Source organism: Streptomyces sp. SAI-135, assembly GCF_029893805.1.
Lineage (GTDB): Bacteria > Actinomycetota > Actinomycetes > Streptomycetales > Streptomycetaceae > Streptomyces.
Genome location: NZ_JARXYP010000002.1, coordinates 2,926,206 through 2,951,661 on the forward strand (window position 1 = coordinate 2,926,206; position 25,456 = coordinate 2,951,661).

A 25,456-nucleotide genomic window follows, 5' to 3' on the forward strand; every position below is an offset into this window, starting at 1 on the left:
TCGGCGACGCGAGCCGGCGCGTCTCAGAAGCGCGCCTCCCGCGCGTATCCTGCGCGGATCCGCTCAGCGATCTGAAGGGGGGCAGGGAGTCGGACGCCTGTGCTCCCACGGCTTCGGGACGAGCTCCCGTCCTGCCCGAGGACCGTCTTCCCCGGGACGGAGGGGCTGGCGCTCCCGGATTCCCAGCCGGGTTCGTCGTCGATGTCGGCGGGCTGCTCCGCCCCGGCCGGTACCGCCATGACCGCCTGCTCGTCGTCCTCCACCGCCGCCGGGTCGACGGCGGTGGGCGTGTAGGCAGGGGCGTCGGCCCCCGGTGTGGGCCCGGGGACCGACGCGGGGAGCTGTGGCACGACGATCTCGGGCGTCAGGTCGGTGAGGCGGTATTTGGCCTGGAGAGCGGTCAGGCCCTGGTCGTGGATGATCCGCACAAGCCGCTCGATGACCTCGGGCAGGGCGGGCCGGGCGCCGGGGTCCGGCGCGAGCATGTCTGTGACCAGGGGCCCGAGCTCCGGTGGCAAGTCCGTCAGGTCGGGAGGGGTCGCCAGGTCCTCGATCTTCAGAGCGACGGCCTGCCAGGTGGGTCCCTCGTACGGGTAGTGTCCGGTCGCGGCGAACAGCAGCACCGCGCCCAGCGCGTAGACGTCGGCGGACTGGTCCAGCTGGTGCTCGCCCCGGGCCTGCTCCGGCGGCATGCATAGCACGCTGCCGACGACGTAGCCGGTCGCCGTCAGGGTGGTGCGGCGCTCGGCGAGCACCGCGAGACCGAAGTCGATCACCTTGGGGCCATAGCGGGACAGCAGGATGTTCTGCGGCTTGAGGTCACGGTGGAGCAGCCCCGCGTCGTGCACGGTGCCGAGGCCCTCCGCCAGCAGCGCGCCGAGGCTGGCGGTCTCGGCGAGCGGGAGGGGGCCGTGCTCGGTGACGAAGGTGCGCAAATCCGGTCCGGGGACGTACTCCACGGCGAGCCAAGGCTGATCAGCGTCCGCATCGGCTCCCACGAAGGCAGCGACGAACGGCCCGTAGACCGTGCGGAGGCTGTCCACCTCGGATAGGAAGCGCGCGCGGGTGTCCTCGTCGAGGACGGAAGGCTTGATGACCTTCACGGCGGCCTGGTGGCCGGCCGCGGACTCGCCGAGAAACACCTGCCCCATGCCGCCGGCCCCGATTCGGCAGACGAGGGCGAAGCCCCCGATCTCCTTGGGGTCCTCGTCCCTCAGTGGTTCCACAATGCTGTGCCTCCCCCTTGTGGCCTGTACGCGCCGCTGCGGACGAGAGGCGAGCTGGACCAGGATCAGTGTATGCAAGGCCTGGGGTTTCCCTGCGCTGCTTACGTCACCGAGCCCCCGACAGCGGACTCGGCGGAACGCCGTTGTCCGCTTATGGCCTCTGCTCTTGCCACCGAATTTCATGGATCAGGCCAACCGACTGCGGGGGTGATCGCTACGGTGTTAACCGCAGAGCGAAGAGGGGACCTCGATCCATGAGAGCAGACACGGTCGACCTGCGTCGGATCTTCGGCAGGGACATCCGTTACACGGTGCCGCTGTTCCAGAGGCCGTATGTGTGGAACCGGGACGACAACTGGTCAGCTCTGTGGGAGGACATTCGCCGCACCGTCGAGCGGGCCGAGCAGGCGGCCCTGACCGGCGATACGGTGGCTCCGCACTTTCTCGGCGCGGTTGTGTTCGACGAGACGCCGTACCTTTCGTCAAGTCTGGAGACTCGGCAGGTCATTGACGGCCAGCAGCGCCTCACAACTCTGCAGTTGTTCCTGTTCGCGGCCCGCCTGTCGGCGGCGGCACTCAACCATGAGCGGTCCGTGCGGCTGCTGAGCAAGTTCCTGGAGAACGACGAGGACCTGTTCGACCGCGTCCAACACCCCGATCACCTCTACAAGGTGTGGCCGACCAACGCGGACCGTGACGAATTCCGCACCGTCATGCGCGGTCAGGGCGGGGCAGGACGGTTCGCCGAAGCCATCACCTACTTCAAGCAGGAGATCGACGCCTGGCTGGCAGAAGCCGCCGAACCGGAGGAGCGGCTAGGGACGCTGGTGCAGACCCTGCGTGAACAGTTGCGCCTGGTCATCATCGATCTGGAAAAGCACGACGACGCTCAGGTCGTCTTCGAGACGCTGAACAGCCGTGGTACACCGCTGGAGCACGCGGATCTGATCAAGAACCTTCTGTTCCGTGACGCGGAACGCGCCGGCGCGGACATCGACCGGCTCTACAAAACGTATTGGGCTCCCTTCGACCAGGACGAATGGCGCACGGAACAGACGACTGGCCGCATTACGCGAAGCCGCCTCGACGTGTTCCTGACGTACTGGCTGACGATGCGAACACAGCGGGAGTTCACCGCCTCCGCCCTGTTCAAGGAGTTCGAGCGCTGGCTGCTCTCGGCTGCCGTCCCTACGGAGGAGGTCTTCGCCGAACTAGCGCGGTACGCCGAGATCTACGACCTGATCGACGATTACCCGCAGCACGGCGTCGAGGGCCGGTTCTTCTATCGGATGAAGGTCCTTCAGACCTCCACTCCGATGCCCCTGCTTCTTCTCCTGTACGGCCTGGACGAGTCCGTGCTGCCCCCTGAGCGTCGTCGACGAACGATCCGTGCTATCGACAGCTACCTCGTTCGCCGGGCGCTGCTCAATCTCAGCAACCGCGACCACAACAATGTCTTCCGTGACCTGGTCGCCGCTGCAGCCCGGCAGCCCGACCGCGCGGACGAGGCCGTCATCAAGGCCCTCTCGGCAATGCAGGGAGCCCACCGTCATTGGCCGAGCGACCATGAGTTCCGCGCTTCATTGGAACAGGACCCCATCTACACCCGCCTGTACCGCCGCGGCGTGCGCATCCTCCTGGAAGCGCTGGAGGACGAACTCCGCACCGACCACACCGAACAGCTCGTCGTGCCCCTCGGCGAGCAGGCGGGCGCGAAGTTGACCATCGAACACGTCATGCCGCAAAGCTGGCGCGACAACTGGCCGCCCCTCGAAAACGATCCGTCTGAAGGATCCGACCGCGACGAACTGGTCCACACCCTCGGCAACTTGACCCTGGTCACTGCCCGCCTGAACCCGACCTTGGGAAACATGGCCTGGGAAGACAAGCGGCAATGGCTCAGCAAGCACAGCCTGTTGCGTCTTACCCACGGCACCCTGCTCAGCGCACCACCGAACACCGACATCAGCGACTGGGCCGCCACCTGGGACGAGCACCGGATCCACGCACGTGGCTCCTACCTTGGCTCACTGTCTTTGAACATCTGGCCACACGCCGATGGCCTCCTCTCCGCTCCGCTTTCTGCCGACTGCGGCGACAAGTGAAGGTGGCGATGAGCACGTGGCGGGTTGATCATCCTGCCACGTGCAATACCCGCTACTAACCTCCGCTGTTCAGCGGAACGTGAGCTGACGCCCTGGCTGGCGAAACGAAGAAGAAGTCCAACGCCACCACAGTCTCCACGGTCACTCAGACCGTAACCTCTGCGCCGCAGAAGGTACAGCAGCCTTCATACAAGACGTCGACGGGCCGTGGACCATCTGTGGACCGGATAGGCATTCGAGCCTCCGTGAGGCCATGAGCAGCTGTTATTCGCGGACCCGAAACGGGCTCCGGAGTTGTATGCAGGCCCGAGGGCTCCGCGTCTCAACCCGTGCGACGCCATGGTAAATTATGCATTTTTTGCTAGATCCGCCGTCAATCGCGGCGCGCCTGCAACACAGGTCGCCCTGCAAGAATCGCTGACGCCACCGCAGGCCTCTTCGTCGAAACTGATGCCTCCCGCCTCTTCCACTGCGCGCTTGATGCAATCACTCAGCGAACGGACACTGCTGGCGCTTGCGCCGGGCACCCCGGGCAAAAGCTAGAAGCACTCAGACGCGACAAAGGGCCCTGACTAGACAACAAGCCCAGGTCAGAGCCCTAATGGCAGACGAGTCGGGCTGTACGCCGGGTTCTGTTCCGAGGGGGTCTCGCGAACCCCTCGGCGACGGCCATCCATCTAGGACCGGCGTTGCCGCCGGTCTCGTGCGGTCTACCCGGGGACTCGGGCGGGCAGCCCTCGAACGTCCCCGCAGAGCAGCCTGTCTCCAAGCCGCCCCTTTTGACCTTGCTCCGGGTGGGGTTTACCTAGCTGCTCAGGTCGCCCTGGGCACTGGTGGTCTCTTACACCGCCGTTTCACCCTTACCGGGGACCGAAGTCCCCGGCGGTCTGTTTTCTGTGGCACTTTCCCGCGGGTCACCCCGGGTGGCCGTTAGCCATCACCCTGCCCTGTGGAGCCCGGACGTTCCTCGGGGAGCCCTCCAAGAGGGGACTCCACGCGGCCGTCCGCCCGGCTCGTCTGCCGTGGGGACCATGTTACCGGGGACTCGGCGCAGGCTGGTTCGGCGGTCACGCGGACCGGGCCCGCCGTGGCCAGGACCGAGCCCGTCAGGATCAGCGCGAAGGCCACGCCCACGCCGAGAGTCAGGGGCTCGGAAAGGAACAGGACGCCGGCCACGACCGCCACCGCCGGGTTGACGTACGTGATCACCGTCGCCCGCGTCGGGCCGACCTCCTTGATCAGTTCCAGGAAGGCCACGAACGCCACCGCCGTGCAGATCACCCCCAGGCCCGCCAGTGCCGCCAGGACCGAGGAGGAAGGCATCGCGGAAGGCCAAGTCAGCGCCGCGCCCGGGGCGTAGACCAGGGCCGCCAGGGCCAGGCAGGGGGCCGTCAGCTGGAGGGACGGGATGTCCTTCAGCCAGCGTGCCGCTATCAGCGGGGCCGTGGCGTAGCCCACGACCGTCACCAGCACCTCCGCCATCGACTTCGCGTCGCCCCCGGCGAGGTGCGGAACGGTCAGGACCCCGACCCCGGCCAATCCCAGCGCCAGGCCCGTCAGCCGCCGGGCCCCCAGCCGTTCCGTGTCTCCGAAGAAGCGGGCCAGGAGGACGCCGACTATCGGTACGCCCGCTATCAGCAGGCCCGCCGTCGAGCTGGAGAGGTGGCGTTCCGCGTCCGTCAGCGTGTACCAGGGGCCCATGATCTCGATCACCGCGAAGGCCAGCATGGGCAGCCAGTGGGCTCGGACCGTGCGCGTCAGGCCGCCCTGCCTGATCGCGAACGGCAGCAGGAGCAGCGCGCCCAGGGCGCAGCGTACGAAGACCACCATCGTCGCCGACAGCGGGGCGTCCACCGCCACTTTGATCATCAGGTAGGGGATGCCCCACACCACGCCCATCAGGGCGAACAGGAACCAGCCGCGTGCAGTCATGCGGACATCGTCGGTGTCCTCAACGGTGCGCGTCTTGAACGCTGTTGCGGTACGCCGCCGGGGTCACCCCCAGTACGCGGCGGAACCAGCGCGTCAGGTGCGCCTGGTCCGCGAAGCCGACGATGGCGGCCACTTCCGAGGGACGGAGTCCCGATTCCAGCAGGCCGCGGGCTCTGCCGACCCGGTACTGGGCCAGCCAGGCGTACGGCGGTACGCCCATCGTCGCCCGGAAGGCCCTGAGGAGCTGGTAGCGGGACAGGCCCAGGTCCGCGGCCAGGTCGGCCAGGGACGGGGGTGCCACCAACTCGTCGGCCAGGCGGTCGCGGACCGCTCTCGCCACCGTCTCCGCGCCGGGGATCACGCAGGTCGGCACGCGGGCCGTGGAGTGGCGGCAGGCCAGGGCCGTCAGGAGCCAGGGGAGGCGGGACTCGGTCTCCAACGGGTCCGGGCAGGCGCTGAGTTCGGAGTGGGCGGAGAGGAGGGCCGCGGCCAGCTCGGGGTCGTCCAGGAGGGGCTCGCGGAAGTGGGGCAGGCCGGCTCCCTCCGTCAGGAGGGTGGGTGCCGCGTACAGGGCGCGGTACGCGTAGCCGTCGGTGGTGGTGCCGGGGCCGCCCGTGTGCATCTCGCCCGGGGCGAGTACGACGATCGAGCCGGGGCCCGTGCGGATGCGGCCGCCCCGGTAGTCGATGAGCTCCGAGCCGCCCACGCACACGCCGATCGTGTACTCGTCATGGGCGTGCGGGGCGTAGACGTGCTTGTCGAAGCGGGCGGTTAGGAGGTCCAACGGGGGGCCGCAGCGGCCCAGTCTCGTCCTTGTCCACAGGGCCTGTTCCCGTGTGCTCATCCCCACCCCCCGATCGTCGCTACCTGTGCAACGAATTCAGGCCTCTCTTCCATGCCGCGTCCAGGTCCGCGTCGTCCGGAAACCTGCCGTGGATCTCCAGGATCACCATCCCGTGGGCGAAGGCCCAGATCGAGCGGGCCAGGTCCAGGTCGCCGTCGCAGGCCCGCAGCAGCGGCATCGCGGCGCGGTCCTCCAGGCCGGCGGGGAGGGCGGGGCGCGGGAGGGGGCGTTCCGTGCTGAGGCAATAGAGGTGGGGGTGGGCCAGGGCGTAGGTCCGGTAGGCCTCGGCCAGGGCCGGCAGGGAGCCGGGGGCCCGTTGCTCCGCCGCCTCCAGCGCCGCCGCCGACTCCTCCAGCATCTGTGCGATCAGCTCGACCTCTACGGCCTGCTTGTCCGGGAAGTGCTTGTAAAGGGAGGGCGCCTTGATGCCGAGGCGGTCGGCGAGGGCACGCAGGGTGAGGGCGGTGGGGCCGGACTCCTCCAGCAGGTCGCGGGCGGCCGTCGCGATCTCACGGGCGCGGGGTGTGAGACGGTCTCGCTGTCCCTGTGCCACGGCGGCACCGGCCCTCCCCGCCTGTTCAGCGTCAGCCACGCTGGAACCCTTCCTTCGTCCGCAGTCCGTACCCGAAGGCGCGATCGTACGAGATGTGGGCGAGCCAGCCGCACAGCGCCGCGAACGCCGGGGGCCACGCCACCGGGCCGAACGTGTACAGCGCCATCAGCGCCAGGGGGACCGCCGCCCGGTGCAGCGCGTTGTAGTACGGCACCGCGCGGAGCGGCAGTTGCCCCTTCGCCATGCCGGGTGCCTCGTCGAGGGCGACCAGGAAGGTCAGGTCCGGCAGGACGAAGAAGGCGAGGGCGAGGGTGCCTGCGAGCCAGCCGTGGTTGACGGCCTCCAGGACCGCGAAGGCGGACCAGAACAGCGCGCCCGCCAACCAGGCCGTTCGGCGGAGGACGGTGCGGGTACGGCGGGTTCGGGCGGCGGGGGCGGTGGTGGCGACCGTGCTCATGTTTCCCTCCGGCAAGCTTGGCTATCGATGTTAGCTGGACGAGTACGGCTAACGTCGTTAGCTAGACCGTACGGCTAACACCGTTAGCCGTCAAGGCGGCCATCCCCCTCAGGGCTCACACGGTCGTCACCGGCTCACGCCGGCGCGAACCGCACCTTCCCTCCGCCTGAACCCCCCGGCTCCGACTCCAAGACCTTCACCCGCAGCCGTTCCCCCAGCGACAGTCCCTCCCCGTCGATCCGGCCGATCACCGCCGGTGTCTCCAACTGCACGGTCCCCACGGCCGGTCGGCGTTCGTCCAGGTCCACCACGCATCCGTCGAACACCTCCCCCACCCGGTCCTTCAGCAGCGCCGCCTCGACGAGGTCGACGCACGCCCGTTCCACCGCGGCCGCGCGCCGGCCGCCCTCGGACATCTCGCCGGGCAGGGCGTCGAAGGCGGCGAGCACCCACTCCGGCACCGGCTTCCCCGCGACCGCCGCCAGGCAGATCTCCGACGCGTACCGGTCGACCAGGCGCCGCAGCGGGGCCGTGCAGTGGGCGTACGGGGCGGCGACCGCCGCGTGGGTGGTGAGGGGCGGCACCTCACCGTCCCGGAAGACCGTGTAACCCGCACCCCGCAGCAGCGTCGTGCATTCCTGGAGGAACGCCGCGTGGGACGGGGTTCCCGGGTCCAGGGAGCGGATCAGCGCCGCGTACGAGACGTGGTGCGGCCAGTCGATGTGCAGGGCGTGCGCGGTGCGGCGCAATCGCCCCACCGCTCCGTCCGGGGCGGCCGGGAGGGTGCGCAGGACCCCCGTCCCGTACGCGAGCATCAGCTCCGCCGCCGCCATGCCCGTGAGCAGGGAGACCTGGGCGTTCCAGCCGTCGGCGGGCAGCCCGGCGCGGTACATGAGCTCGTACGTGCCGTTCCGCTCGACGATCTCCTGCTCGGGGACCCGCAGGGAGATCCCGCCGCGCTCGACCTCCAACCGTTCCCGCAGCTCGCCGACCACGCGAAGCAGCTCCAACGGCTCCTCCGCCGTACCCGCGTCGATCGCCCGCTGCACGCCCTCGTAGTCCAGCTTGGCCCGGCTGCGCACCAGGGCGCGGTGGACCTCGGCCGCGGTCGTACGGCCTTCCGCGTCGAGGTCGATCGTCCACAGGGCGGCCGGGCGGACCTGGTCCGGGAGGAGGCTGGCGGCGCCCTCGCTGAGCAGCGGCGGGTGCAGGGGGACCCGGGTGTCCGGGAAGTACAGGGTGAGCACGCGGCGGTGGGTCTCCGCGTCCAGGGCCGATGCGGGTACGACGAAGGCGGCGACGTCGGCGATGGCGTACCGCAGGCGGTAGCCGGTGCCGCGGCGGGAGAGGTGCATCGCCTGGTCGAGGTCGGTGGAGGCGGGCGGGTCGATGGTGAAGAGGGGGATGTCGGTCGCGTCGACGTGAGCCCCTGGACGAGGGGGCCGCTCGGCCTCGGACAGCGCCTCCGGCGGGAAGTCCGACGGCACGTCGAGTTCGGTGCGCAGGGCGGCGAAGGCGGTCCGTAGCGGGACGTCGGTCACACGTATGCGGCGGCGGGGCATACAGCGAGGGTAGGCAGATCCGGCCCCGTACGCTGTCCGGAGCTCAACAGAAGGAGATGTTCCGTGCTGGTCCTGCTGCCTCCCTCCGAAGGCAAGGCGTCCTCTGGTCGTGGCGCCCCGCTGAAGCTGGAGTCGCTGTCGTTGCCGGGGCTCCACGAGAGCCGGGAGGCGGTCCTCGACGCGCTCGTCGACCTGTGCGCCGCCGACGAGGAGAAGGCACGCGAGGTGCTCGGGCTCAGCGAGGGACTGCGGGGCGAGGTCGCGAAGAACGTCGAGCTGAGGACCGCGGGGGCGCGGCCCGCCGGGGAGATCTACACGGGTGTCCTCTACGACGCCCTCGACCTGGCCTCCCTCGACGCGGCCGCGAAGAGGCGTGCGGGGCGTTCGCTGCTCGTGTTCTCGGGGTTGTGGGGCGCTGTCCGGCCGACCGACCGGATTCCGTCGTACCGCTGCTCGATGGGGGTCAAACTGCCCGGACTCGGGGCGCTGGGCACGCACTGGCGTGCACCGATGGCCTCCGTCCTCCCCGAGGCCGCCGGGGACGGGCTCGTCCTCGATCTGCGGTCCTCCGCCTATGCCGCCGCGTGGAAGTCGAAGGGCGAGGTCGCCGAGCGGACGGCGACCGTGCGGGTGCTGCACGCGCCGACCCGGAAGGTCGTCAGCCACTTCAACAAGGCGACGAAGGGGCGGATGGTGCGGACTCTGCTGGAGGCGGGGGTGGCGCCGAAGAGCCCGGCCGAGCTGGTGGAGGCGCTGCGGGAGCTCGGGTACGTGGTAGAGGCATCGGCGCCCGCGAAGGCCGGGCAGGCATGGGCCCTGGACGTGCTGGTGGACGAGATCCACTGAGGCGTATTGCACAGGACGCAATGACCTTTGCGCAAGGTGCAGCACTTGGCCATGATGACGTCATGGCCTCCTCCTCCCCTGCCTCCCGCCCCGCCTCCTCCCCTGCCTCCCGCCCCGCCTCGCTGCTCGACCTCGCGCCCGTCGTGCCCGTCGTCGTGCTCCAGGACGCGCCCGACGCCGTACCGCTCGCGCGCGCCCTGGTCGCCGGCGGGCTGCCCGCGATCGAGGTGACCCTGCGGACACCCGCCGCACTCGACGCGATCCGGGCGATCGCCGCGGAGGTGCCGGACGCGGTGGTCGGGGCCGGGACCGTCATCACGCCGGAGCAGGTCCATGACGCGGTCGCCGCCGGCGCCCGCTTCCTCGTCAGCCCGGGCTGGACGGACGTACTCCTGGAGGCGATGCGGGAGTCCGGGGTGCCGTTCCTGCCGGGGGTGTCGACGACCTCGGAGGTCGTGGCGCTGCTGGAGCGGGGGGTGACGGAGATGAAGTTCTTCCCGGCGGAGGCGGCGGGCGGTACGGCCTATCTGAAGTCCCTCGCCGGGCCGCTGCCGCAGGCGCGGTTCTGTCCGACGGGCGGGATCGGGGTCGGGAACGCCTCCGAGTACCTGGCCCTGCCCAACGTCGGTTGCGTGGGCGGTACTTGGATGCTGCCGACCGACGCGCTCGCCGCGCGGGACTGGGCGCGGGTCGAGAGGCTGGCCGGGGAGGCCTCCCACCTGGGACGGCTACGGCCGCAGGTGTGAGGTGTCGTTGAGGAGCCGCACGCTCGCGTTGCCGTCGGCGTAGTACGCGACCACCGACATGGACGCCGCCGACAGTTCCATGCGGAACAGGGACTCGGGCGGGGCGCCGAGGGCGAGCCGTACGAACGTCTTGATGGGCGTGACGTGGGTGACGAGCAGGACCGTGCGGCCCGCGTACGCCGCGACCAGCTTGTCGCGAGTGGCCGCGATCCTCGTCGCGGTGGCCGCGAAGCTCTCGCCGCCGCCGGTGGGCTGGGCCTCCGGGTCGGACAGCCAGGTGGTGAGGTCGTCGGGGTAGCGCTCGCGCACCTCGCCGAAGGTCAGGCCCTCCCAGGCGCCGAAGTCGGTCTCGATCAGGCCGTCCTCGACGGTGACCTCCAGACCGAGCCGGTCGGCGACCGCGGCGGCGGTCTCCCGGGTGCGGGCCAGGGGCGAGGCGAGGATGTGCTGGATCGTGCCCCGCCTGGCCAGGGCTTCGGCCGCCCGCTCGGCCTGTTCCCTGCCGACCTCGGAGAGGGAGGGATCCGTACCGCCGCTGCCCGAGAACCGCTTCTGCGGGGTCAGGGGCGTCTCCCCGTGCCGCAGCAGCACGAAGGTGGCGGGCGCGCCCATGTCGGCCGGGGCCCAGCCAGGACTGGCGACAGCCGTCGCGGCACGTACGTCGGCTTCCGCCTCGGCAGCCGACAGCCTCGGTACCGACTCGGCAGCCGACAGCCTCGGTACCGGCTCTGCGGCCGACAGCTTCCGTACCGAACTCGCCGACGCCCCCGAATCCATCGCCTCGTTCGCCAGCCGGTCCGCGTGCTTGTTCTGCTCGCGCGGGATCCACTCGTACGTCACCCGCCCCGGCGGGAAGATCCGCCCCGCCTCCAGGGCGAGCGGCTTCATGTCGGGGTGCTTGATCTTCCAGCGGCCCGACATCTGTTCCACGACGAGCTTGGAGTCCATGCGGACGTGGACGCGGGCCGAGGGGTCCAGGTCGTGCGCGGCGCGCAGGCCGGCCAGCAGGCCCCGGTACTCGGCGACGTTGTTGGTGACGACGCCGAGGTATTCGTACGTCTCGACCAGCGTCTCCCCCGTCGCCGCGTCCCGCACCACGCAGCCGTAGCCGGCCGGCCCGGGGTTGCCCCGCGAGCCGCCGTCGGCCTCGACGATGAACTCCCGCACGCCCTACGCCCCTTACAGGCCGGACTCGGAGGTGCGCACCAGGATGCGGCGGCAGTTCTCGCAGCGCACCACGGTGTCGGGCGCGGCCGCGCGGATCTCGTTGATGTCGGTGATGGAGAGCTCCTGGCGGCAGCCCTGGCAGGTGCGCTGGTACAGCTTGGCCGCGCCGATGCCGCCCTGCTGCTCACGGAGCTTGTCGTACAGCTTGAGGAGGTCTGCGGGCACGGAGGCGGCGATGACCTCGCGCTCCTTGGTCACCGAGGCGATCTCGCCGTCGAGGGTCTCGAAGGCCGCGTCCCGGCGGGCGGTGGCGTCCTCGATCTTCGACTGGACGGAGGCGACCCGGCCGGTCAGCTCGGCCACCCGCTCCTGTGCGGACTCCAGGCGCTCCATGACCTCGAGGACCACGTCCTCCAGGTCGCCCTGGCGCTTGGCGAGGGAGGTGATCTCGCGCTGGAGGTTCTCCAGGTCCTTGGGCGAGGTCACGGCGCCGGAGTCCAGGCGCTGCTGGTCGCGGGCGGCGCGCTGGCGCACCTGGTCCACGTCCTGCTCGGCCTTGGTCTGCTCGCGGGCGGTGTCGCTCTCCTCGGTCTGGGCGGCCACGAGCAGGTCGCGCAGCTGGGTGGCGTCCTTGGTGAGCGACTCGATCTCGGCGTGCTCGGGCAGCGACCTGCGCTTGTGGGCGAGCTGCTGGAGGCGGACGTCGAGGTCCTGGACGTCGAGGAGTCGGATCTGGTCGGCGGGCGCGGCGTTCAGTTGGGGGCTCCAGGTGAAGGGGAGTGGCTGGTCCAGGGGTCGGTGACCGTCTTGGAGACGTGCACGCGCAGGTTCCAGCCGTGGCGGTCGGAGATCTCGTCGAGCTGGGCGGCGGCCAGCTCGCACCAGGGCCACTCGGTGGCCCAGTGCGCCGCGTCGAGCAGCGCGAGGGGACTGTGGGCGCGATCCGCGATGAACTCCGACACCGGGTGGTGGCGCAGGTCCGCGGTGAGGAAGGCGTCGACACCGGCCGCGCGGACCTGGTCGAAGAGGCTGTCGCCGGAGCCGCCGCTGACGGCGACCGTGCGGACGGTGGCCTCGGGGTCCCCGGCGACGCGGATGCCCTGGGCGGTGGCCGGCAGGCGTTCGGCGGCGCGCGCGGCCAGCTCGCGGACGGTCGTCGGGGGGTCGAGCTCGCACACCCGCCCGAGCCCGCGGCGCCCTTCCGGGTCCGTCGGGTCGGGCACCAGCGGCCGTACGACCCGCAGGTCGAGCGCGCCCGCGAGCGCGTCCGAGACGCCCGGGTCGGCGGTGTCGGCGTTGGTGTGGGCCACGTGCAGCGCGATGTCGTTCTTGATGAGGGTGTGGACGACCCGGCCCTTGAAGTGCGAGGCCGCCACGGTCGTCGTACCGCGCAGGTAGAGGGGGTGGTGGGTGACCAGCAGGTCCGCGCCCAGCTGCACCGCCTCGTCGACGACCTCCTGGACCGGGTCCACGGCGAACAGGACCCGCTCGACCTCCTGGTCGGGTTGGCCCACGACGGTGCCGACCGCGTCCCAGGACTCGGCCCGCTCGGCGGGCCACAGGTTCTCCAGCGCGGCGATGACTTCAGACAGACGGGGCACGGGGAAAGGCTACCTGCCTGGTCCGTCCCGCTGAACCTGTGCCGTCGAGGGCCGTCCCGCTCAGCACAGTCGCCTCGTTTTCCTCAGGCGAATCGTTCCTGGGCCACCCCTTTGTGTGAAGCCGGAGCCCGGCCGTCCCACGCGTGTGCGTGCGAAAACTAGTTTCGTCGCCGGAGGTGACCGGACGATGACGGCCTGTGCCATCGAACCCGCGGCGGCGAACGAGGAGAACGGAAGGAACGGGGAGACCGGGGGGACCGGGGAGACCGGGGGGACCGGGGGGAATGGGGACGACGGGGAGACCTCGCGGACGGAGTACGGGGACGGGGACGAACCCGGCGTCACGCATGCGCGGACCGACTTCACGATCACCGTCGACGGCTCCTACGCGGCCCGCCTCGCCCGGGACGGCGACTGCTGGTACCCGGAGCGCTGGACCCTGGACGGCCCCGAGCCGTACGCGGTGCCACTGCCGGGCAACCAGCCCGAGGAGCCCGGCACCGAGGTGCAGCCGATGGCCGACGGGCGGGTGCTGATCAGGCGGTTCGCGGACGGACGGCACACCTTCTCGCTGCTCTACCCGACCGGGCCCCGCACCGGCGAGCTGCCGCTGGGCGCGGTCGAGTGCCCGGAGCCGGGGACGGTCCTGCGGCTGCTGCCGCCTGCGCCGGGCGGCGGGAAGGCGTACGCCCTCGCCGTGGGTCCGCGCTCCAGTGCCGTGTGGCTGGTGGCGGGCGGCGCCTTCGGGCCGGAGCACCTCGCGCAGGTCCCGGGGCGCTGCTCGGGCGGGGTATGGCTGGACCGGGCCGGGCGGATGCTGGCGCTGGACCGGGAGACGGGCGGGCGGACCAAGGCGGTCGTGGTCGATCTGGGGCGGGGCGGGGAGGTGTCGCCGCTGTTGCAGATCGCCGACGACAGCGACGACCGGCTGCTGCTGGCCGACCCGGACAGCGGGCTGCTGCTGATCTCCTCGGACGCGCCGTCGCCGGGGCGGGCACGGCTGGGCTGGGGGGTCCTTGGCAGCACGCTGCCGGTGCGCTTCCCGGAATGCCTGCGGGTGCCGGACTGTTCGGTGACTCCGTTCGCGATCCAGCCGGGGCAGGTGCTGGTGCCGGAGAGCTGCGGGGTGGCGCTGCGCGTCGACGGCCCGACGGGCAGCTGGGTGGGCGTGTGGCGGCCCGCCGCCCGGCAGGTCCAGCACCTTCCGGCGCCGGAGGGGTGGCAGGCGGGCGCCGGGCTGTGGACCGAGGACGGGGAGCTGCTCCTGCCGTACGCCACGGCACAGACTCCGTGCGGGGTGGCGCGGTGGGCGGCGGGCGCCGGGGACGGGGCCCGCACCGGGGAGGCGGAGGATCCCCGCGGAACGGGGGACACGGGGACGGGGGACACGGGGACGGGGGAAGCGGGGGGCACGGGGGCGGGGGGCGCGGGCCCGGAGGGCCCGGAAGGGGCCGGCGGCACGGTCGCGCGGACGCCTGAACCGGACCCTCCGGAGCCTGTCGTGGCACGTCCTGTGCCGTTGCAGCAAGCCCCGTTGGGCAATCTTGTAACGAAGTAGTGCCGGTTGGCCCGGCCGCCTGGATCCGCCCTGTGGTGCGCCGGTTAAACTCCCCCCGCTGTAAGAAAGATCATGTTGACGGGGTGAATCACTTCCATGAGCGACGCCAGCACGAACCAGTCGACTGCCGACGTCCAGGAGTCCACGGGCCACGGTAAGCACCGGGGTCCGGTCTCGGTCCAGGACAGCGAGACGGCACCGCGTGGCCGTCACCGCAAGTCGGTCGAGCAGACCGAGGCCGCGGCCTGAGGGCAGACGGCGACACACGGCCCTGTCTTCCGTACGGTCCGTACGGAAGACAGGGCCGTTGCGCATCTACTCCCGCTCTTGCGTCTACTCCCGCTTGAGGCCCAGTACTTCGGCCGCCGCGAAGGTCTCCCCCGCCGGCCGCCGCGCGTAGTGCGGGGTGAGCAGCGCATCCAGTTCGTCGTAGGTGAAGGTGTCCTGCTTGCTGTCGAACTTTGCCTGCACCCGCGGCCGTTCGACGACGGCGACCATCCCTCCGTGCACGACGAGGAGCTGGCCGTTGACGCGCTCGGCGGCCGGTGAGGCCAAGTAGCCCACGAGCGGGGCGACATGCTCGGGTGCGAGGGGATCGAGCCCCGACTCGGGCTGCTGGAGGCCGGCGAAGACGTCCTCGGTCATCCGGGTGCGGGCCCGCGGGCAGATGGCGTTCGCGGTGACGCCGTACTTGGCGAGCGCGAGGGCCGTCGAGGTGGTGAGACCGACGATCCCGCCCTTGGCGGCCGCGTAGTTGGGCTGTCCCGCGGACCCGGCGAGGAACGCCTCCGAGGAGGTGTTGACGATACGGCCGTACACCGGCCCGCCCGCCGCCTTGGACCGCTCCCGCCAGTGCGCGGCTGCGAACCGGGTGGTGTTGAAGTGGCCCTTGAGGTGGACCCGGATCACCGCGTCCCACTCGCCCTCGGTCATGGAGAACACCATGCGGTCGCGCAGGATGCCCGCGTTGTTGACGAGGATGTCGAGCCTGCCGAACTCGGCGATCGCCAACTCCGTCAATTCCCGCGCCTGTTGGTGGTCGGCTACGTCCCCGGTGTGGGCGACGGCCCGGCCGCCCGCGGCCCGGATCTCGTCGGCGACCTGCTCCGCGGGGCCCGCGGAGGCCTCGCCGGAGCCGTCCCGGCCCGGCTGCCCGTAGTCGTTGACGACGACGGCGGCACCGAGCCGGGCCAGTTCCAGCGCCTCGGCCCGGCCGAGCCCCCGGCCGGCACCGGTGACGACGGCTGACAGTCCCTCCAGTGGCAGCGACATCAGGGGAGTCCTCAGATCTCGATGCAGGTGCGGAGGGAGGTGCCCGTGCGCATCTGGTCGAGCGCCTCGTTGATCTCGCTCAGCGGCACCCGGTGGGTGATCAGGCCGTCCAGGTCGACGCGGCCCGCCCGCCACAGGGCGATCGTCCGCTCGTAGGAGCGCAGCACGTCCCCGCCGCCGTACAGGGAGGGCAGGATGCGCTTCTCGTCGAAGAACAGCTCGAACATGTTGAGCTGGAGGTTGTCGTCCATGGCGCCCGCGCCGACGACCACGAGGGTGCCGCCGCGCCGGGTCGTCTCGTACGCCGTCCTGGCGGTCGCCGACTTGCCGACGACCTCGAAGACGTAGTCGAAGCCCTCGCCGGCCGTCACCTGCTGCTTGGCGTCGGCGAGTTCGTCCGGGGAGACGGCCCGGGTGGCGCCGAACCGCAGGGCGGCCTCGCGGCGCGCGGCGACCGGGTCGACGGCGACGATCTCGGCGGCGCCCTTGAGGCGGGCGCCCTGGATCGCGGAGATGCCGACCCCGCCGCAGCCGATGACGGCGACCGACGAACCTGCCTCCACGTCCGCGGTGTTGAGCGCGGCCCCGAGTCCGGTGGTGACCCCGCAGCCGATCAGTGCCGCGATGTCGAAGGGCACGTCGTCCGGTATCGGCACCGCGCAGCCCGCGTCGACGACGACCTCCTCGGCGAAGGTGCCGGTGCCCGCGAAGCCGAACACATCGCCGCCGGGGCGCCGGAAGTTGGGGGTGCCCGCGTTCATGAACCCGGCGAGGCACAGCTCGGTCTGGCCGCGCCTGCAGGCGGGACAGGCACCGCAGGCGGGCAGCCAGCACACGACGACCCGGTCGCCCGCCTTCAGGTGGCCGACGCCCTCGCCGACCTCGACGATCTCGCCCGCGCCCTCGTGTCCGGGCACGAAGGGCGCCGGCTGCGGGAGGACCCCGCCCATCGCGGACAGGTCGGAGTGGCACAGTCCGGTGGCCCTGACCCGGATCCGCACCCTGCCGGGTCCGAAGCCCACCGCCTCGACGTCGTCGAGGACTTCGAGCTTTTCCTGGCCGATCTCGTGCAGTACGGCTGCGCGCATGGTGCGGCTCCCCTCGTACGGCGTGGTGGGTGCAGAAGTGTTCAGACGTGTTCGACGACGGTGTCGGCGAGGACGGGCGCGTCGTCGCGCTCCACGGCACTGACGGCGACCCGGGTGGACTCCGGCGCGTGCCACATACGGATCCGCAGGGTCTCCCCCGGGTACACGACCCCGGCGAAGCGGGTGACGTAGGAGCGCACCCGGCTGACGTCGCCGCCGAGCAGCGTGTCGACGACCGCCTTGAGGGTCATGCCGTAGGTGCACAGCCCGTGCAGGATGGGCCGTTCGAACCCGGCGACCTTCGCGAACTCGGGGTCGGCGTGCAGCGGGTTCCAGTCGCCGGAGAGGCGGTAGAGCAGGGCCTGGTCCTCGCGGACGGGTCGCTCCACCGTCCGGTCTGGCTCGCCGGCGGGCGGTTCCAGGCGTGCGGAGGGGCCGCGGTCGCCGCCCCAGCCGCCCTCCCCCCGTACGAAGATCTGGGCGTCGTTGGTCCACAACGGGCCCTCGGGGTCGGCGACTTCGGTCCGCAGGACCAGGACGGCCGCCTTGCCCTTGTCGTACACGGCGGCGATGCGGTGGACGGCGGTGGCGGTGCCCTGGACGGGGAGCGGGCGGTGGACGACCAGCGACTGGCCGCCGTGCAGGACCTTGGCGAGGTCGACCTCGACGCCGGGCATGGACAGACCGCTGATCACTCCCGGCGATCCCGAGCCCGCCACGGTAGCGAAGCTCGGCAGCACGTGCAGCCGGGACTCGAGGGTGTAGCGCAGTTCGTCGGGGTCGGTGGCGGGGTTCGGTGTGTCGGGACGCGAGCCCGCCCCGATGCCCAGGTGGTAGAGCTGGACGTCCTTGGAGTTCCAGGAGATCTCACCGGTCCGGGGTTCGGCGGCGAGGGCCTTGGCTGCGTCGATGGGCATACGGCTCCTGACAGGGGCTCGGTCAAGACCTCGGTACGGCCGTCCGCACCGTCGGCCGCACCGAGGTCGTCGCGGGCCGATCTAGAACGCGTTCCAGTCCGGCGCCCTCTGTATAGCCGAGCCCGACGCAGTTGTGAAGGCTCCTGACGGTGTGTCAGGTAGACCGGCCTACGAGGCCCGTCCGGGCACCCGTGACATTTGTCCTGCCGGATTCCGTACAGGCGTATCTGCCGGGCGGGCGGGGCGGATTCGTAGCGTCATGGGCATGAGTCGCTTCGTACGCTGTCCTGTCGCGCCGGCGGTACGCCGGGACCCTCTGGGCGGAGGAACGGTCATGTCGTGGTCGCGCAAGCTGTCGTGCCGCGTGGACGAGGTCCGCGAAGGGGTCCGCGTGGCGCGCGAGCACCGGCGGTACCACCAGGAGGACGAGCAGTGCCTCAAGGCCGAGTACCGGGCGGCGCAGCGGGCCGGGGAGGTCCACACCCACGCGGGCCTGGGCAGCGGGTTCGGTCTGCTGCCGTGGCTGCTGCTGGGGATGGGCGCCTTCTCCAACCTCTTCCAGGGCGAGACCTCCGACCCCTGGATCGGCGGCCTCGGACTGCTCACCTTCAACTCGCTCTACATCTACGTCGCCTTCCGCGCCTTCCGCAAGGAGACCAGGGAAGCCCTCTCCACGCGGGTCGCGCTGGTGCTGCTCGGCCTGGTGACCTGCGGTCTTGCGTTGGGGTACGGCGGCAACTGGCTGCTGTTCCTCCCGCTGTTCGGGCTCGCGACGGGCGCGGTGGTGCGGCTGCCGCACCTGCGGTGGGTGGGGGCGGTCGTGACCGTGGTCGCGGGCGCGGCCGCCGTCTTCCGTGACGGCTGGGGCGGACTCGACACGGCGTACGCCACCTGGATCTCCATCATGGTGACGGCCGCGATCATGTCCCTCTCCGAGGCGGTACGGCAGTTGCGGGAGGCCCGCGAGGAACTGGCCCGGCGCGCGGTCGAGGAGGAGCGGCTGCGGTTCTCCCGCGATCTGCACGATCTGCTCGGGCACACGCTGTCGGTGATCGTGGTGAAGTCGGAGGCGGCCCGGCGTCTCGCCCCCCGCGACCTGGACGCCGCGCTGCTCCAGGTCGGTGACATCGAGTCGGTCGGCCGCCAGGCGCTCACCGAGATCCGCGAGGCGGTGACCGGCTACCGGGAGGGCAGCCTCGGCACGGACCTCGACGGCGCCGTCTCGGCCCTGCGCGCCGCGGGCATCGAGCCGGCCGTCCACCGCTCCGGCCCCCCGCTCACCGCCCGCACCGAGGCCCTGCTGGGCTGGGTGGTCCGCGAGGCGGTGACCAACGTGGTCCGGCACAGCGGGGCGCGGAACTGCGCGATCTCCGTGCAGGGTTCGGCGGAAAGGGTCCGGCTGTGTGTCCGGGACGACGGCCGGGGAACGGCTCCGTGGGCGCCCCTTCCCCTGGCCGACGGCACGGAACCGCCTGCGACGCCGCACACTCCGCGCCTCGGCGACACGGAACCGACTCCAGCCCCGCACCCTCCACGCCTCGGCGGCACCGGCCTCATCGGCCTCACGGAGCGACTGGCCGCGGCCGGCGGGAGCCTGGAGGCGGGGCCGGGGGCAGGGGGCGGGTTCGTGGTGCGGGCGGAGCTGCCGACGGAGTCGGGGGAGCTGGTGCGGGTCGACGGGCCGACGCGGCCGGCGGACGGGCCCCGGACCGGCGGGACGGACCGATGACGGCCGTCCCACGGGGCCGGCTGGTGGCGGGGCCAGGCCGGGGCCACGGTGCGGATCCGGTGCACGCCGAGTTGCCGACCGACTCGGCACAACGGACGCGGGCCAACGAGCCGGCCCCGGACCGACAGGACCGGCCAATGACGGCCACCGCACGCGACCGACCCCTGACGCAGACCAGGCCACGGCCACGGCGCGAATCCGGCCTGCACGCCGAGTCGCCGACCGCATCGGCACAACAGGCACGGACCAACGAGCCGATCCCGGACCGGCGGGACGGCACGATGACTGCCGCCCGAGAGGCCGTAAGGACTTTGCACCTCCTGTGGATCGAGCATGTCCGCACAACAGAAGCTCACCCCCGTCCCCCGGCACCCCACTTCCGGCGCCGTCCTCGCGCGGCAGCCCAGCAACAGCGCACCCCCGCCCCCACCGCCCCGCGACCTACTCTGGGGCCGTGAACGAGATGCCCCGGGACCACCGGGCCGCCAAGTCCATCCGTGTGCTGCTCGCCGAGGATCAGGGCATGATGCGGGGGGCGCTCGCGCTGTTGCTGGGGATGGAGCCGGACATCCAGGTCGTGGCGCAGGTCGGCGCGGGGGACGCGATCGTGGACGCGGCCCTCACGCACCGGCCCGACGTGGCGCTGCTCGACATCGAGCTGCCGGGGATGAGCGGTCTGGACGCCGCCGCCGAGCTGCGCGACCAGGCGCCGGACTGCCGGGTGTTGATCCTGACCACCTTCGGACGACCTGGTTACCTGCGCCGGGCGATGGAGGCCGGTGCCGCCGGTTTCCTCGTCAAGGACGGTCCCGTCGAGGAGCTGGCCGCCTCGATCCGGCGGGTGCTGACCGGCGAGACCGTGATCGACCCCGCCCTCGCCGCGGCCGCCCTCAGCGCCGGCCCGAACCCCCTCACCGCCCGTGAGTGCGATGTCCTCAGGGCCTCCACGGACGGCGCGACGGTGGCCGACATCGCCGAAAGGCTCCACCTGTCGGAGTCCACGGTCCGCAACTACCTCTCCTCCGCCATCGGCAAGACCGGCACCCGCAACCGGATGGAGGCGGTGAGGGCGGCCCGGCAGCAGGGGTGGCTGTGAGCCCGGCCCTGCCCTACTCGACCACCTCCGCCGTCCTGTACTGCGTCCCCTTCGGCGCCAGGCACACGAACCAGTCGTAGGGAGAGCCCTCCGCCGGACGGATCGCCGCGATGTCGGGGCCGGTGCCGGAGCGGGCCCGCTCCAGCACGGTCTTCGTCCCGTCGGTCCAGCCGCACTCGACGCGCTGGGCGGTCTTGGCGACGTAGCCGATGACGAGACGGACGTCCTTCGTGTCGCCCGCTTCGAGGGGGAGGGAGCCGGACATGAGGTCCGTGCCGGTCAGGGTGTCCGACTTGGGGACCGTGTTCTCCATGACCTTCCTCGTCACGCCGCCGTAGTCGAGGTGCACGAAGTACGCGATCCTGCCCACCAGGTCGGCGGCCTCGCGGACGTCGGGCGGGTCCTCGTCGTGCGCCCGCATGGCGTTCAGGGTGGCGCGGGCCTCCGCGGTGTCGACCGGCGCCTGCCACGAGTCGAGGGTGACCCGCCACTCCTTGCCGTTCTCCCTTCCCGCGGCCAGCGTGATCCGGTTGGCGGGCTCGAACACCCGGGGCGTCCCGGTGGCCGTTGGCCGGGTGGCCACCGCTCCCCCGCCGCCCCCGCCCGGCAGCCCGGCCACCGCGAGCGTCGCCGAGGAGCCCGCGAGGACCAGTGCCGTGGCGGCGGCCACCGCCCAGCGACGGGCCCGGCGCCTGCGGCCACCGCGGAGCACCGCGTCGTAGGGGGCTATGCCGATCTCGACCTCGTCGGCGGCGTCGGCCAGCAGGAGGGCGATGTCGCTGTCGTTCATGTCGTGGCTCTTCTCCCGGTCCGCGCTCATCACTTCCGCCCTCCCTGGGTCACCATGTCGGCCAGTCCGGGTATGGCGCGGAGTTTCGCGATCCCCTTGGCCGCGTTGCTCTTCACCGAGCCGACCGAGCAGCCCATCGCCTCGGCCGTCTGGGTCTCGGTGAGGTCCTCCCAGTACCGCAGGACCACCGCCTCCCGCTGCCGCGGCGGCAGTTGGGCCAGCGCTGTCAGCAGGGCGCTGCGGTCGTCGGCCTGGGCGATGCGGTCACCGGTGTCGGCGATCTCGCGCACCAGGCCCGAGTCGTCCCCCCGCGCCAGGAACTCCCTGAGCTTTTTGCGGTGCCTGCGCGCGTGGGCGTTGATCATCACGCGCCGTACGTACGCCTCCGGATCGTCCGCCGAGCCGACCCTGCGCCAGGCCACGTAGGACCGTTCGAGGGTCGACTGGACCAGGTCCTCCGCGGCGTGCTGCTCCCCCGTGAGGAGAAATGCCGTCCGCATCAGCCGCGGCCAGCGGCCGATGACAAAGCTCTGGAACTCCTCGTCCCGAGCCTGTTTCCGATCCCCCATGGGCACCTCCTAGATGTCTGAAGGAGTCCATGGGCGGCCCGGACCGTTGCCTCACGCGGCGGGGATTTTTCTCGGCAGCCACACCAGCATCAGCACGACCGCCCCGGCCAGCACCCCGGTGCCCGCCCGGAACGCCAGCGCGTACCCCTCCGTCAGCGCCTCCGGCGAGTCCGCGCCCGCGGTCCGGGCCGCCGCGAGCGTCGACAGGACCGCGAGTCCGAGTGAGCCGCCCATCGTGCGCGAGGTGTTGACCAGCCCCGACACCAGCCCGGCCTCTCCCGGTGCCGCCCCCGACGTGGCCAGTGAGGCGAGCGGGGTCGAGGCGAGGCCCGCGCCCAGCATCATCAGGATCCCGGAACCCATGATCGAGGTGACGTAGCCGCCGTCCGGGGTCATCGTCGACTGCCAGCCGTAGCCGGCCAGCGAGACGAGCGTGCCCAGGGCCGCCACCCGGCGCGCCCCGAGCCCGTGCATGAGGCGGGGCGCGAGCTTGGAGCCGAGCACGATCGCCAGGGAGCTCGGCAGCATGGAGAGGCCGGCTTGGAGCGGGGTGTACCCGAGGACGTTCTGGGCGTAGAGCGTGATGAAGTACCACGTGCAGAACAGGGCGGCACCGCTGAGGAACATCCCCGCGTTCGCCGAGGCCACCGCCCGCACCCTGAGCAGTCCCAGCGGCATCAGCGGGGCCGCCGTACGCGCCTCGACGAGCAGGAACCCGCAGATCAGCGCGAGCCCCACCGCCAGCGGGGCCAGGGTGGCGGCCGCGGTCCAGCCCTCGGCCTCGGTCTGTGAGATGCCGTACGCCAGCACCGCGAGTCCCCCGGTGACCAGCAGCGCTCCCGGCAGGTCGAGGCGCCGGCGGGCCCCGCCGCGGCTCTCGGTCAGCCACAGCAGGGAGCCCAGCAGGACCACCGCGCCGACCGGCACGTTGATCAGCAGCACCCAGCGCCAGGACAGGGTGTCCACGAGGAGTCCGCCGAAGAAGCCGCCGGCCGCTCCGCCGCCCGCTCCGACAGCCGTCCAGGTGGCGATGGCCCGGGCCCGGGCGGGCCCCTCGGGGACGGCCGACGTGACGATCGTCAGGGTCGCGGGGGCCAGCACCGCCGCGCCGAGGCCCTGCGCGGCGCGGGCGAGCAGCAGTTCGCCGCCCTGCTGGGCCAGGCCGCCGGCCAGCGAGGCCAGCGTGAACAGCCCGAGGCCGACGAGGAACATCCGCTTGCGGCCGTAGAGGTCACCGGCCCGGCCGCCGAGGAGCATGAACCCGGCGAAGGCGATGGCGTAGGCGTTCACGACCCACTGGAGGCCGGACTCGCTCATGGCCAGGTCGGCGCGGACGGACGGCAGCGCCACGTTGACGACGGACACGTCGAGGACGACCAGGAACTGGCCCGCGCACGCCAGCGCCACCACCAGCCAGGCGGGGGGCGCGGAGCGGACACGGGAGGGTCTGCGGGTGGCGTCAGCGGCTTCGAGCATGACGGTCATGGTCTCAACCCGCTCCGACTTCCCCAAGAGAATATAAAGAAATCGTTAGTACGCCGAAGCATCGGAATAGTTGCCCATGCATACGTAGTTCACCCCACACCTAAGTTTCGATCTTCCAGGCCCGGAGGCCTCCCTCACATGACGCACACGCCGACCGACCAGCCCACCCGGAGAGCGTCCGGCGCTGTCGTCCCGGTGCTCGCCTTCGCGGGCATCGTGGTCGCGGTGATGCAGACCCTGCTCGTCCCGGTCATCAAGGACCTGCCGCAACTGCTGGACACCGCCCCCAGCAACGCCACCTGGGTCCTGACGTCCACCCTGCTCTCGGGCGCCGTCGCCACCCCGATCATGGGCCGCCTCGGCGACCTGTACGGCAAGCGCCGCCTGCTGATCCTCAGCCTCGCCGTGATGGTCGTGGGCGCCCTGATCAGCGCGCTCACCAGCGACCTGCTCACGATGATCGCCGGCCGCACCCTCCAGGGCTTCGCGATGGGCGCGATCCCCCTCGGCATCGGCCTGATGCGCGACATGCTGCCCCGCGAGAAGCTCGGCTCGGCCATGGCCCTGATGAGCTCCTCCATCGGTGTCGGCGGCGGACTCGCCCTCCCCCTCGCCGCCCTGATCGCCCAGCACGCCGACTGGCACGCCCTCTTCTACGGCGCGGCCGGCCTCGGCGCCCTCTCGATCGCCCTCACCCTCCTCGTCGTACCGGAGTCCCCGGCCCGCGCCGAGGGCACCTTCGACGTCCTGGGCGCGCTCGGCCTCTCCACCGGTCTCGTCCTCTTCCTCCTGCCCATCACCAAGGGCAGCGACTGGGGCTGGACCTCGGCCACCACGCTCGGCCTCTTCGCCGCCTCCGCGGTCGTCCTGGTCCTGTGGGGCGTCATGGAGCTGCGGGTGAAGGCCCCGCTGGTCGACCTGCGCACCACGGCCCGCCCGGCCGTCCTCTTCACCAACCTGGCGTCGATCATGGTGGGCGTCTCCTTCTACGTCGTCTCGCTCGTCCTCCCCCAGCTCCTCCAGCTCCCGAAGGCGACGGGCTACGGCCTCGGCCAGTCGATGGTCGTCGCGGGTCTGCTGGTCGCCCCGCTGGGCCTGACGATGATGTTCACGGCACCGGTGTACGCCCGCCTCTCCGCCAAGTACGGCCCCAAGTTCACCCTCATCCTCGGCATGCTGATCATCGCCGTCGGCTACGGCGCCGGCCTCGGCCTCATGAGCGCGGCCTGGCAGAGCCTCGTGATCGCGGTCGTCCTGGGCGCGGGCATCGGCCTCGCGTACTCCTCCCTGCCCGCCCTGATCGTCGGGGCGGTCCCGGCCTCGGAGACGGGCGCGGCGAACGGCCTCAACACCCTGATGCGTTCCATCGGTACGTCCGTGTCGAGCGCCGTGATCGGCATGGTGCTGGCGAACACGGCGGACAACGTCGGGGGCGTCGCGATTCCGACGATGCACGGTTTCCGGGTGTCCTTCCTGATCGCGACCGGCGCGGTGGCCGTCGGACTGCTGATGGCGCTGTTCCTGCCGAAGCCGAACCGTGCGCCGCAGCTGCGGGCGAGCAGTGAGGAGGAGGCGAACCTGGAGCGCGCCGAGGAGGTCCTGCGCGGGTTCCGGGGCCGCGTCCTGGACGCCTCCGGGGCCCCGGTCGCCCGCGCCAAGGTGACGCTGATCGACCGGCGGGGCCGGCAGGCGGGCTCGACGCTCTCCGACGACGACGGCACGTACGCCCTCACCGTCCCCGCCCAGGGCGCCTACGTCCTCGCCGCCCGCGCCACCGGCCACGGCCCCCTGGCCTCCTCGGCGACCCACACGGGCGACGACCGCACGGTCGCCCTGGACCTGGCCCTGCCCGGCGAGACGGTCACGGCCTGAATTTCCCCCACTCACACCGCACCCCCGTCCCCGGGTCGAGG

Annotated in this window: 23 protein-coding genes and 1 other RNA gene; 9 read left to right on the forward strand and 15 right to left on the reverse strand. The window is 71.6% G+C overall.

The window, feature by feature from the left end; genetic code table 11:
• Window positions 1-23: 23 nt before the first annotated feature.
• Window positions 24-1,226, reverse strand: coding sequence for a serine/threonine-protein kinase (locus M2163_RS17675; protein ID WP_280894430.1), 1,203 nt, complete (start codon window positions 1,224-1,226; stop codon window positions 24-26).
• Window positions 1,227-1,480: 254 nt separating this feature from the next.
• On the opposite strand from M2163_RS17675, the gene M2163_RS17680 reads away from it, so the two are divergent.
• Entirely contained in the window at window positions 1,481-3,331 is a 1,851-nt protein-coding gene (locus tag M2163_RS17680) for a DUF262 domain-containing protein (RefSeq protein WP_280894431.1), read from the forward strand.
• Between the two features lie 605 nt (window positions 3,332-3,936).
• On the opposite strand, the gene rnpB is transcribed toward M2163_RS17680, so the two are convergent.
• Window positions 3,937-4,347: RNase P RNA component class A (gene rnpB / locus M2163_RS17685), an RNA gene on the reverse strand.
• 683 nt (window positions 4,348-5,030) lie between these two features.
• On the opposite strand from rnpB, the gene M2163_RS17690 reads away from it, so the two are divergent.
• Window positions 5,031-5,207, forward strand: a complete 177-nt coding sequence (locus M2163_RS17690) for a hypothetical protein (RefSeq protein WP_280894432.1) — start codon at window positions 5,031-5,033, stop codon at window positions 5,205-5,207.
• 75 nt (window positions 5,208-5,282) lie between these two features.
• On the opposite strand, the gene M2163_RS17695 is transcribed toward M2163_RS17690, so the two are convergent.
• The 4 genes from M2163_RS17695 to M2163_RS17710 all read right to left on the reverse strand — a co-directional run bounded on the left by M2163_RS17695 (window position 5,283) and on the right by M2163_RS17710 (window position 8,679).
• Window positions 5,283-6,107, reverse strand: a complete 825-nt coding sequence (locus tag M2163_RS17695; protein WP_280894433.1) for an AraC family transcriptional regulator — start codon at window positions 6,105-6,107, stop codon at window positions 5,283-5,285.
• A gap of 19 nt (window positions 6,108-6,126) precedes the next feature.
• A complete protein-coding gene (locus tag M2163_RS17700; RefSeq protein ID WP_280897272.1) occupies window positions 6,127-6,660 on the reverse strand; it encodes a TetR/AcrR family transcriptional regulator in 534 nt (177 codons plus the stop codon).
• Window positions 6,661-6,691: 31 nt separating this feature from the next.
• On the reverse strand, window positions 6,692-7,117 hold the full coding sequence (locus M2163_RS17705; RefSeq protein ID WP_280894434.1) for a DUF4260 family protein: 426 nt from the start codon (window positions 7,115-7,117) through the stop codon (window positions 6,692-6,694).
• Window positions 7,118-7,251: 134 nt separating this feature from the next.
• Entirely contained in the window at window positions 7,252-8,679 is a 1,428-nt protein-coding gene (locus tag M2163_RS17710; protein WP_280894435.1) for an RNB domain-containing ribonuclease, read from the reverse strand.
• A 63-nt stretch (window positions 8,680-8,742) separates the two neighbouring features.
• Between M2163_RS17710 and yaaA the strand changes: the two genes are divergently transcribed.
• Window positions 8,743-9,525 carry a peroxide stress protein YaaA gene (yaaA, locus tag M2163_RS17715; RefSeq protein ID WP_280894436.1) on the forward strand — a complete coding sequence of 261 codons (783 nt, stop codon included), beginning with the start codon at window positions 8,743-8,745 and terminating at the stop codon, window positions 9,523-9,525.
• A gap of 62 nt (window positions 9,526-9,587) precedes the next feature.
• A complete protein-coding gene (eda, locus tag M2163_RS17720; RefSeq protein ID WP_280894437.1) occupies window positions 9,588-10,271 on the forward strand; it encodes a bifunctional 4-hydroxy-2-oxoglutarate aldolase/2-dehydro-3-deoxy-phosphogluconate aldolase in 684 nt (227 codons plus the stop codon).
• Here eda and M2163_RS17725 read toward each other — a convergent pair.
• Genes M2163_RS17725 through M2163_RS17735 form a run of 3 tightly spaced genes read right to left on the reverse strand, consistent with a single transcriptional unit; the run spans window position 10,254 to window position 13,039 of the window.
• Entirely contained in the window at window positions 10,254-11,438 is a 1,185-nt protein-coding gene (locus M2163_RS17725) for a bifunctional RNase H/acid phosphatase (protein WP_280894438.1), read from the reverse strand. The two genes, eda and M2163_RS17725, sit on opposite strands and share 18 nt — an antisense overlap.
• Window positions 11,439-11,450: 12 nt before the next feature.
• Window positions 11,451-12,194 carry a C4-type zinc ribbon domain-containing protein gene (locus M2163_RS17730; protein WP_086724494.1) on the reverse strand — a complete coding sequence of 248 codons (744 nt, stop codon included), beginning with the start codon at window positions 12,192-12,194 and terminating at the stop codon, window positions 11,451-11,453.
• On the reverse strand, window positions 12,191-13,039 hold the full coding sequence (locus M2163_RS17735; RefSeq protein WP_280894439.1) for a Nif3-like dinuclear metal center hexameric protein: 849 nt from the start codon (window positions 13,037-13,039) through the stop codon (window positions 12,191-12,193). Before M2163_RS17735 ends, M2163_RS17730 begins: the two co-directional genes overlap by 4 nt.
• Window positions 13,040-13,226: 187 nt before the next feature.
• On the opposite strand from M2163_RS17735, the gene M2163_RS17740 reads away from it, so the two are divergent.
• Both M2163_RS17740 and M2163_RS17745 read left to right on the forward strand, forming a co-directional pair.
• A complete protein-coding gene (locus tag M2163_RS17740; RefSeq protein WP_280894440.1) occupies window positions 13,227-14,597 on the forward strand; it encodes a hypothetical protein in 1,371 nt (456 codons plus the stop codon).
• A 96-nt stretch (window positions 14,598-14,693) separates the two neighbouring features.
• Window positions 14,694-14,846, forward strand: a complete 153-nt coding sequence (locus tag M2163_RS17745; protein WP_086724430.1) for a hypothetical protein — start codon at window positions 14,694-14,696, stop codon at window positions 14,844-14,846.
• Between the two features lie 84 nt (window positions 14,847-14,930).
• On the opposite strand, the gene M2163_RS17750 is transcribed toward M2163_RS17745, so the two are convergent.
• The 3 genes from M2163_RS17750 to M2163_RS17760 are packed head-to-tail and all read right to left on the reverse strand — an operon-like array spanning window position 14,931 to window position 17,874.
• On the reverse strand, window positions 14,931-15,869 hold the full coding sequence (locus M2163_RS17750) for a 3-oxoacyl-ACP reductase (protein WP_280851814.1): 939 nt from the start codon (window positions 15,867-15,869) through the stop codon (window positions 14,931-14,933).
• A gap of 11 nt (window positions 15,870-15,880) precedes the next feature.
• Window positions 15,881-16,957: a Zn-dependent alcohol dehydrogenase gene (locus tag M2163_RS17755; protein ID WP_280851813.1), complete on the reverse strand. Its 1,077-nt coding sequence runs from the start codon at window positions 16,955-16,957 to the stop codon at window positions 15,881-15,883.
• A gap of 41 nt (window positions 16,958-16,998) precedes the next feature.
• Window positions 16,999-17,874 carry a MaoC/PaaZ C-terminal domain-containing protein gene (locus M2163_RS17760; RefSeq protein ID WP_280851812.1) on the reverse strand — a complete coding sequence of 292 codons (876 nt, stop codon included), beginning with the start codon at window positions 17,872-17,874 and terminating at the stop codon, window positions 16,999-17,001.
• A 334-nt stretch (window positions 17,875-18,208) separates the two neighbouring features.
• On the opposite strand from M2163_RS17760, the gene M2163_RS17765 reads away from it, so the two are divergent.
• Together M2163_RS17765 and M2163_RS17770 are read left to right on the forward strand one after the other, a co-directional pair.
• The gene (locus M2163_RS17765) at window positions 18,209-19,603 is read left to right on the forward strand and encodes a sensor histidine kinase (RefSeq protein WP_280851811.1); all 1,395 of its coding nucleotides are present in this window, start codon (window positions 18,209-18,211) and stop codon (window positions 19,601-19,603) included.
• Between the two features lie 463 nt (window positions 19,604-20,066).
• Complete coding sequence (locus M2163_RS17770; protein ID WP_280897273.1) at window positions 20,067-20,699, forward strand: response regulator transcription factor; 633 nt, start codon at window positions 20,067-20,069, stop codon at window positions 20,697-20,699.
• 13 nt (window positions 20,700-20,712) lie between these two features.
• On the opposite strand, the gene M2163_RS17775 is transcribed toward M2163_RS17770, so the two are convergent.
• The 3 genes from M2163_RS17775 to M2163_RS17785 are packed head-to-tail and all read right to left on the reverse strand — an operon-like array spanning window position 20,713 to window position 23,543.
• On the reverse strand, window positions 20,713-21,519 hold the full coding sequence (locus tag M2163_RS17775) for a hypothetical protein (RefSeq protein WP_280851810.1): 807 nt from the start codon (window positions 21,517-21,519) through the stop codon (window positions 20,713-20,715).
• Window positions 21,519-22,058 carry a SigE family RNA polymerase sigma factor gene (locus M2163_RS17780; protein WP_280851809.1) on the reverse strand — a complete coding sequence of 180 codons (540 nt, stop codon included), beginning with the start codon at window positions 22,056-22,058 and terminating at the stop codon, window positions 21,519-21,521. The genes M2163_RS17775 and M2163_RS17780 overlap by 1 nt, the downstream gene beginning before the upstream one ends.
• Window positions 22,059-22,109: 51 nt before the next feature.
• Entirely contained in the window at window positions 22,110-23,543 is a 1,434-nt protein-coding gene (locus tag M2163_RS17785; protein ID WP_280851808.1) for an MFS transporter, read from the reverse strand.
• Window positions 23,544-23,681: 138 nt separating this feature from the next.
• On the opposite strand from M2163_RS17785, the gene M2163_RS17790 reads away from it, so the two are divergent.
• The gene (locus tag M2163_RS17790; protein WP_280894441.1) at window positions 23,682-25,415 is read left to right on the forward strand and encodes an MFS transporter; all 1,734 of its coding nucleotides are present in this window, start codon (window positions 23,682-23,684) and stop codon (window positions 25,413-25,415) included.
• Window positions 25,416-25,456: the final 41 nt, after the last annotated feature.

Bases quoted from the DNA above. Each gene is read 5' to 3' on its own strand.
- M2163_RS17680 (WP_280894431.1), top strand. From the start codon at position 1,481: ATGAGAGCAGACACGGTCGACCTGCGTCGGATCTTCGGCAGGGACATC.
- M2163_RS17690 (WP_280894432.1), top strand. From the start codon at position 5,031: ATGATCTCGATCACCGCGAAGGCCAGCATGGGCAGCCAGTGGGCTCGG.
- M2163_RS17695 (WP_280894433.1), bottom strand. From the start codon at position 6,107: ATGAGCACACGGGAACAGGCCCTGTGGACAAGGACGAGACTGGGCCGC.
- M2163_RS17705 (WP_280894434.1), bottom strand. From the start codon at position 7,117: ATGAGCACGGTCGCCACCACCGCCCCCGCCGCCCGAACCCGCCGTACC.
- M2163_RS17710 (WP_280894435.1), bottom strand. From the start codon at position 8,679: ATGCCCCGCCGCCGCATACGTGTGACCGACGTCCCGCTACGGACCGCC.
- eda (WP_280894437.1), top strand. From the start codon at position 9,588: ATGGCCTCCTCCTCCCCTGCCTCCCGCCCCGCCTCCTCCCCTGCCTCC.
- M2163_RS17740 (WP_280894440.1), top strand. From the start codon at position 13,227: ATGACGGCCTGTGCCATCGAACCCGCGGCGGCGAACGAGGAGAACGGA.
- M2163_RS17745 (WP_086724430.1), top strand. From the start codon at position 14,694: ATGAGCGACGCCAGCACGAACCAGTCGACTGCCGACGTCCAGGAGTCC.
- M2163_RS17750 (WP_280851814.1), bottom strand. From the start codon at position 15,869: ATGTCGCTGCCACTGGAGGGACTGTCAGCCGTCGTCACCGGTGCCGGC.
- M2163_RS17755 (WP_280851813.1), bottom strand. From the start codon at position 16,957: ATGCGCGCAGCCGTACTGCACGAGATCGGCCAGGAAAAGCTCGAAGTC.
- M2163_RS17760 (WP_280851812.1), bottom strand. From the start codon at position 17,874: ATGCCCATCGACGCAGCCAAGGCCCTCGCCGCCGAACCCCGGACCGGT.
- M2163_RS17765 (WP_280851811.1), top strand. From the start codon at position 18,209: ATGTCGTGGTCGCGCAAGCTGTCGTGCCGCGTGGACGAGGTCCGCGAA.
- M2163_RS17770 (WP_280897273.1), top strand. From the start codon at position 20,067: ATGCCCCGGGACCACCGGGCCGCCAAGTCCATCCGTGTGCTGCTCGCC.
- M2163_RS17775 (WP_280851810.1), bottom strand. From the start codon at position 21,519: ATGAGCGCGGACCGGGAGAAGAGCCACGACATGAACGACAGCGACATC.
- M2163_RS17780 (WP_280851809.1), bottom strand. From the start codon at position 22,058: ATGGGGGATCGGAAACAGGCTCGGGACGAGGAGTTCCAGAGCTTTGTC.
- M2163_RS17785 (WP_280851808.1), bottom strand. From the start codon at position 23,543: ATGACCGTCATGCTCGAAGCCGCTGACGCCACCCGCAGACCCTCCCGT.
- M2163_RS17790 (WP_280894441.1), top strand. From the start codon at position 23,682: ATGACGCACACGCCGACCGACCAGCCCACCCGGAGAGCGTCCGGCGCT.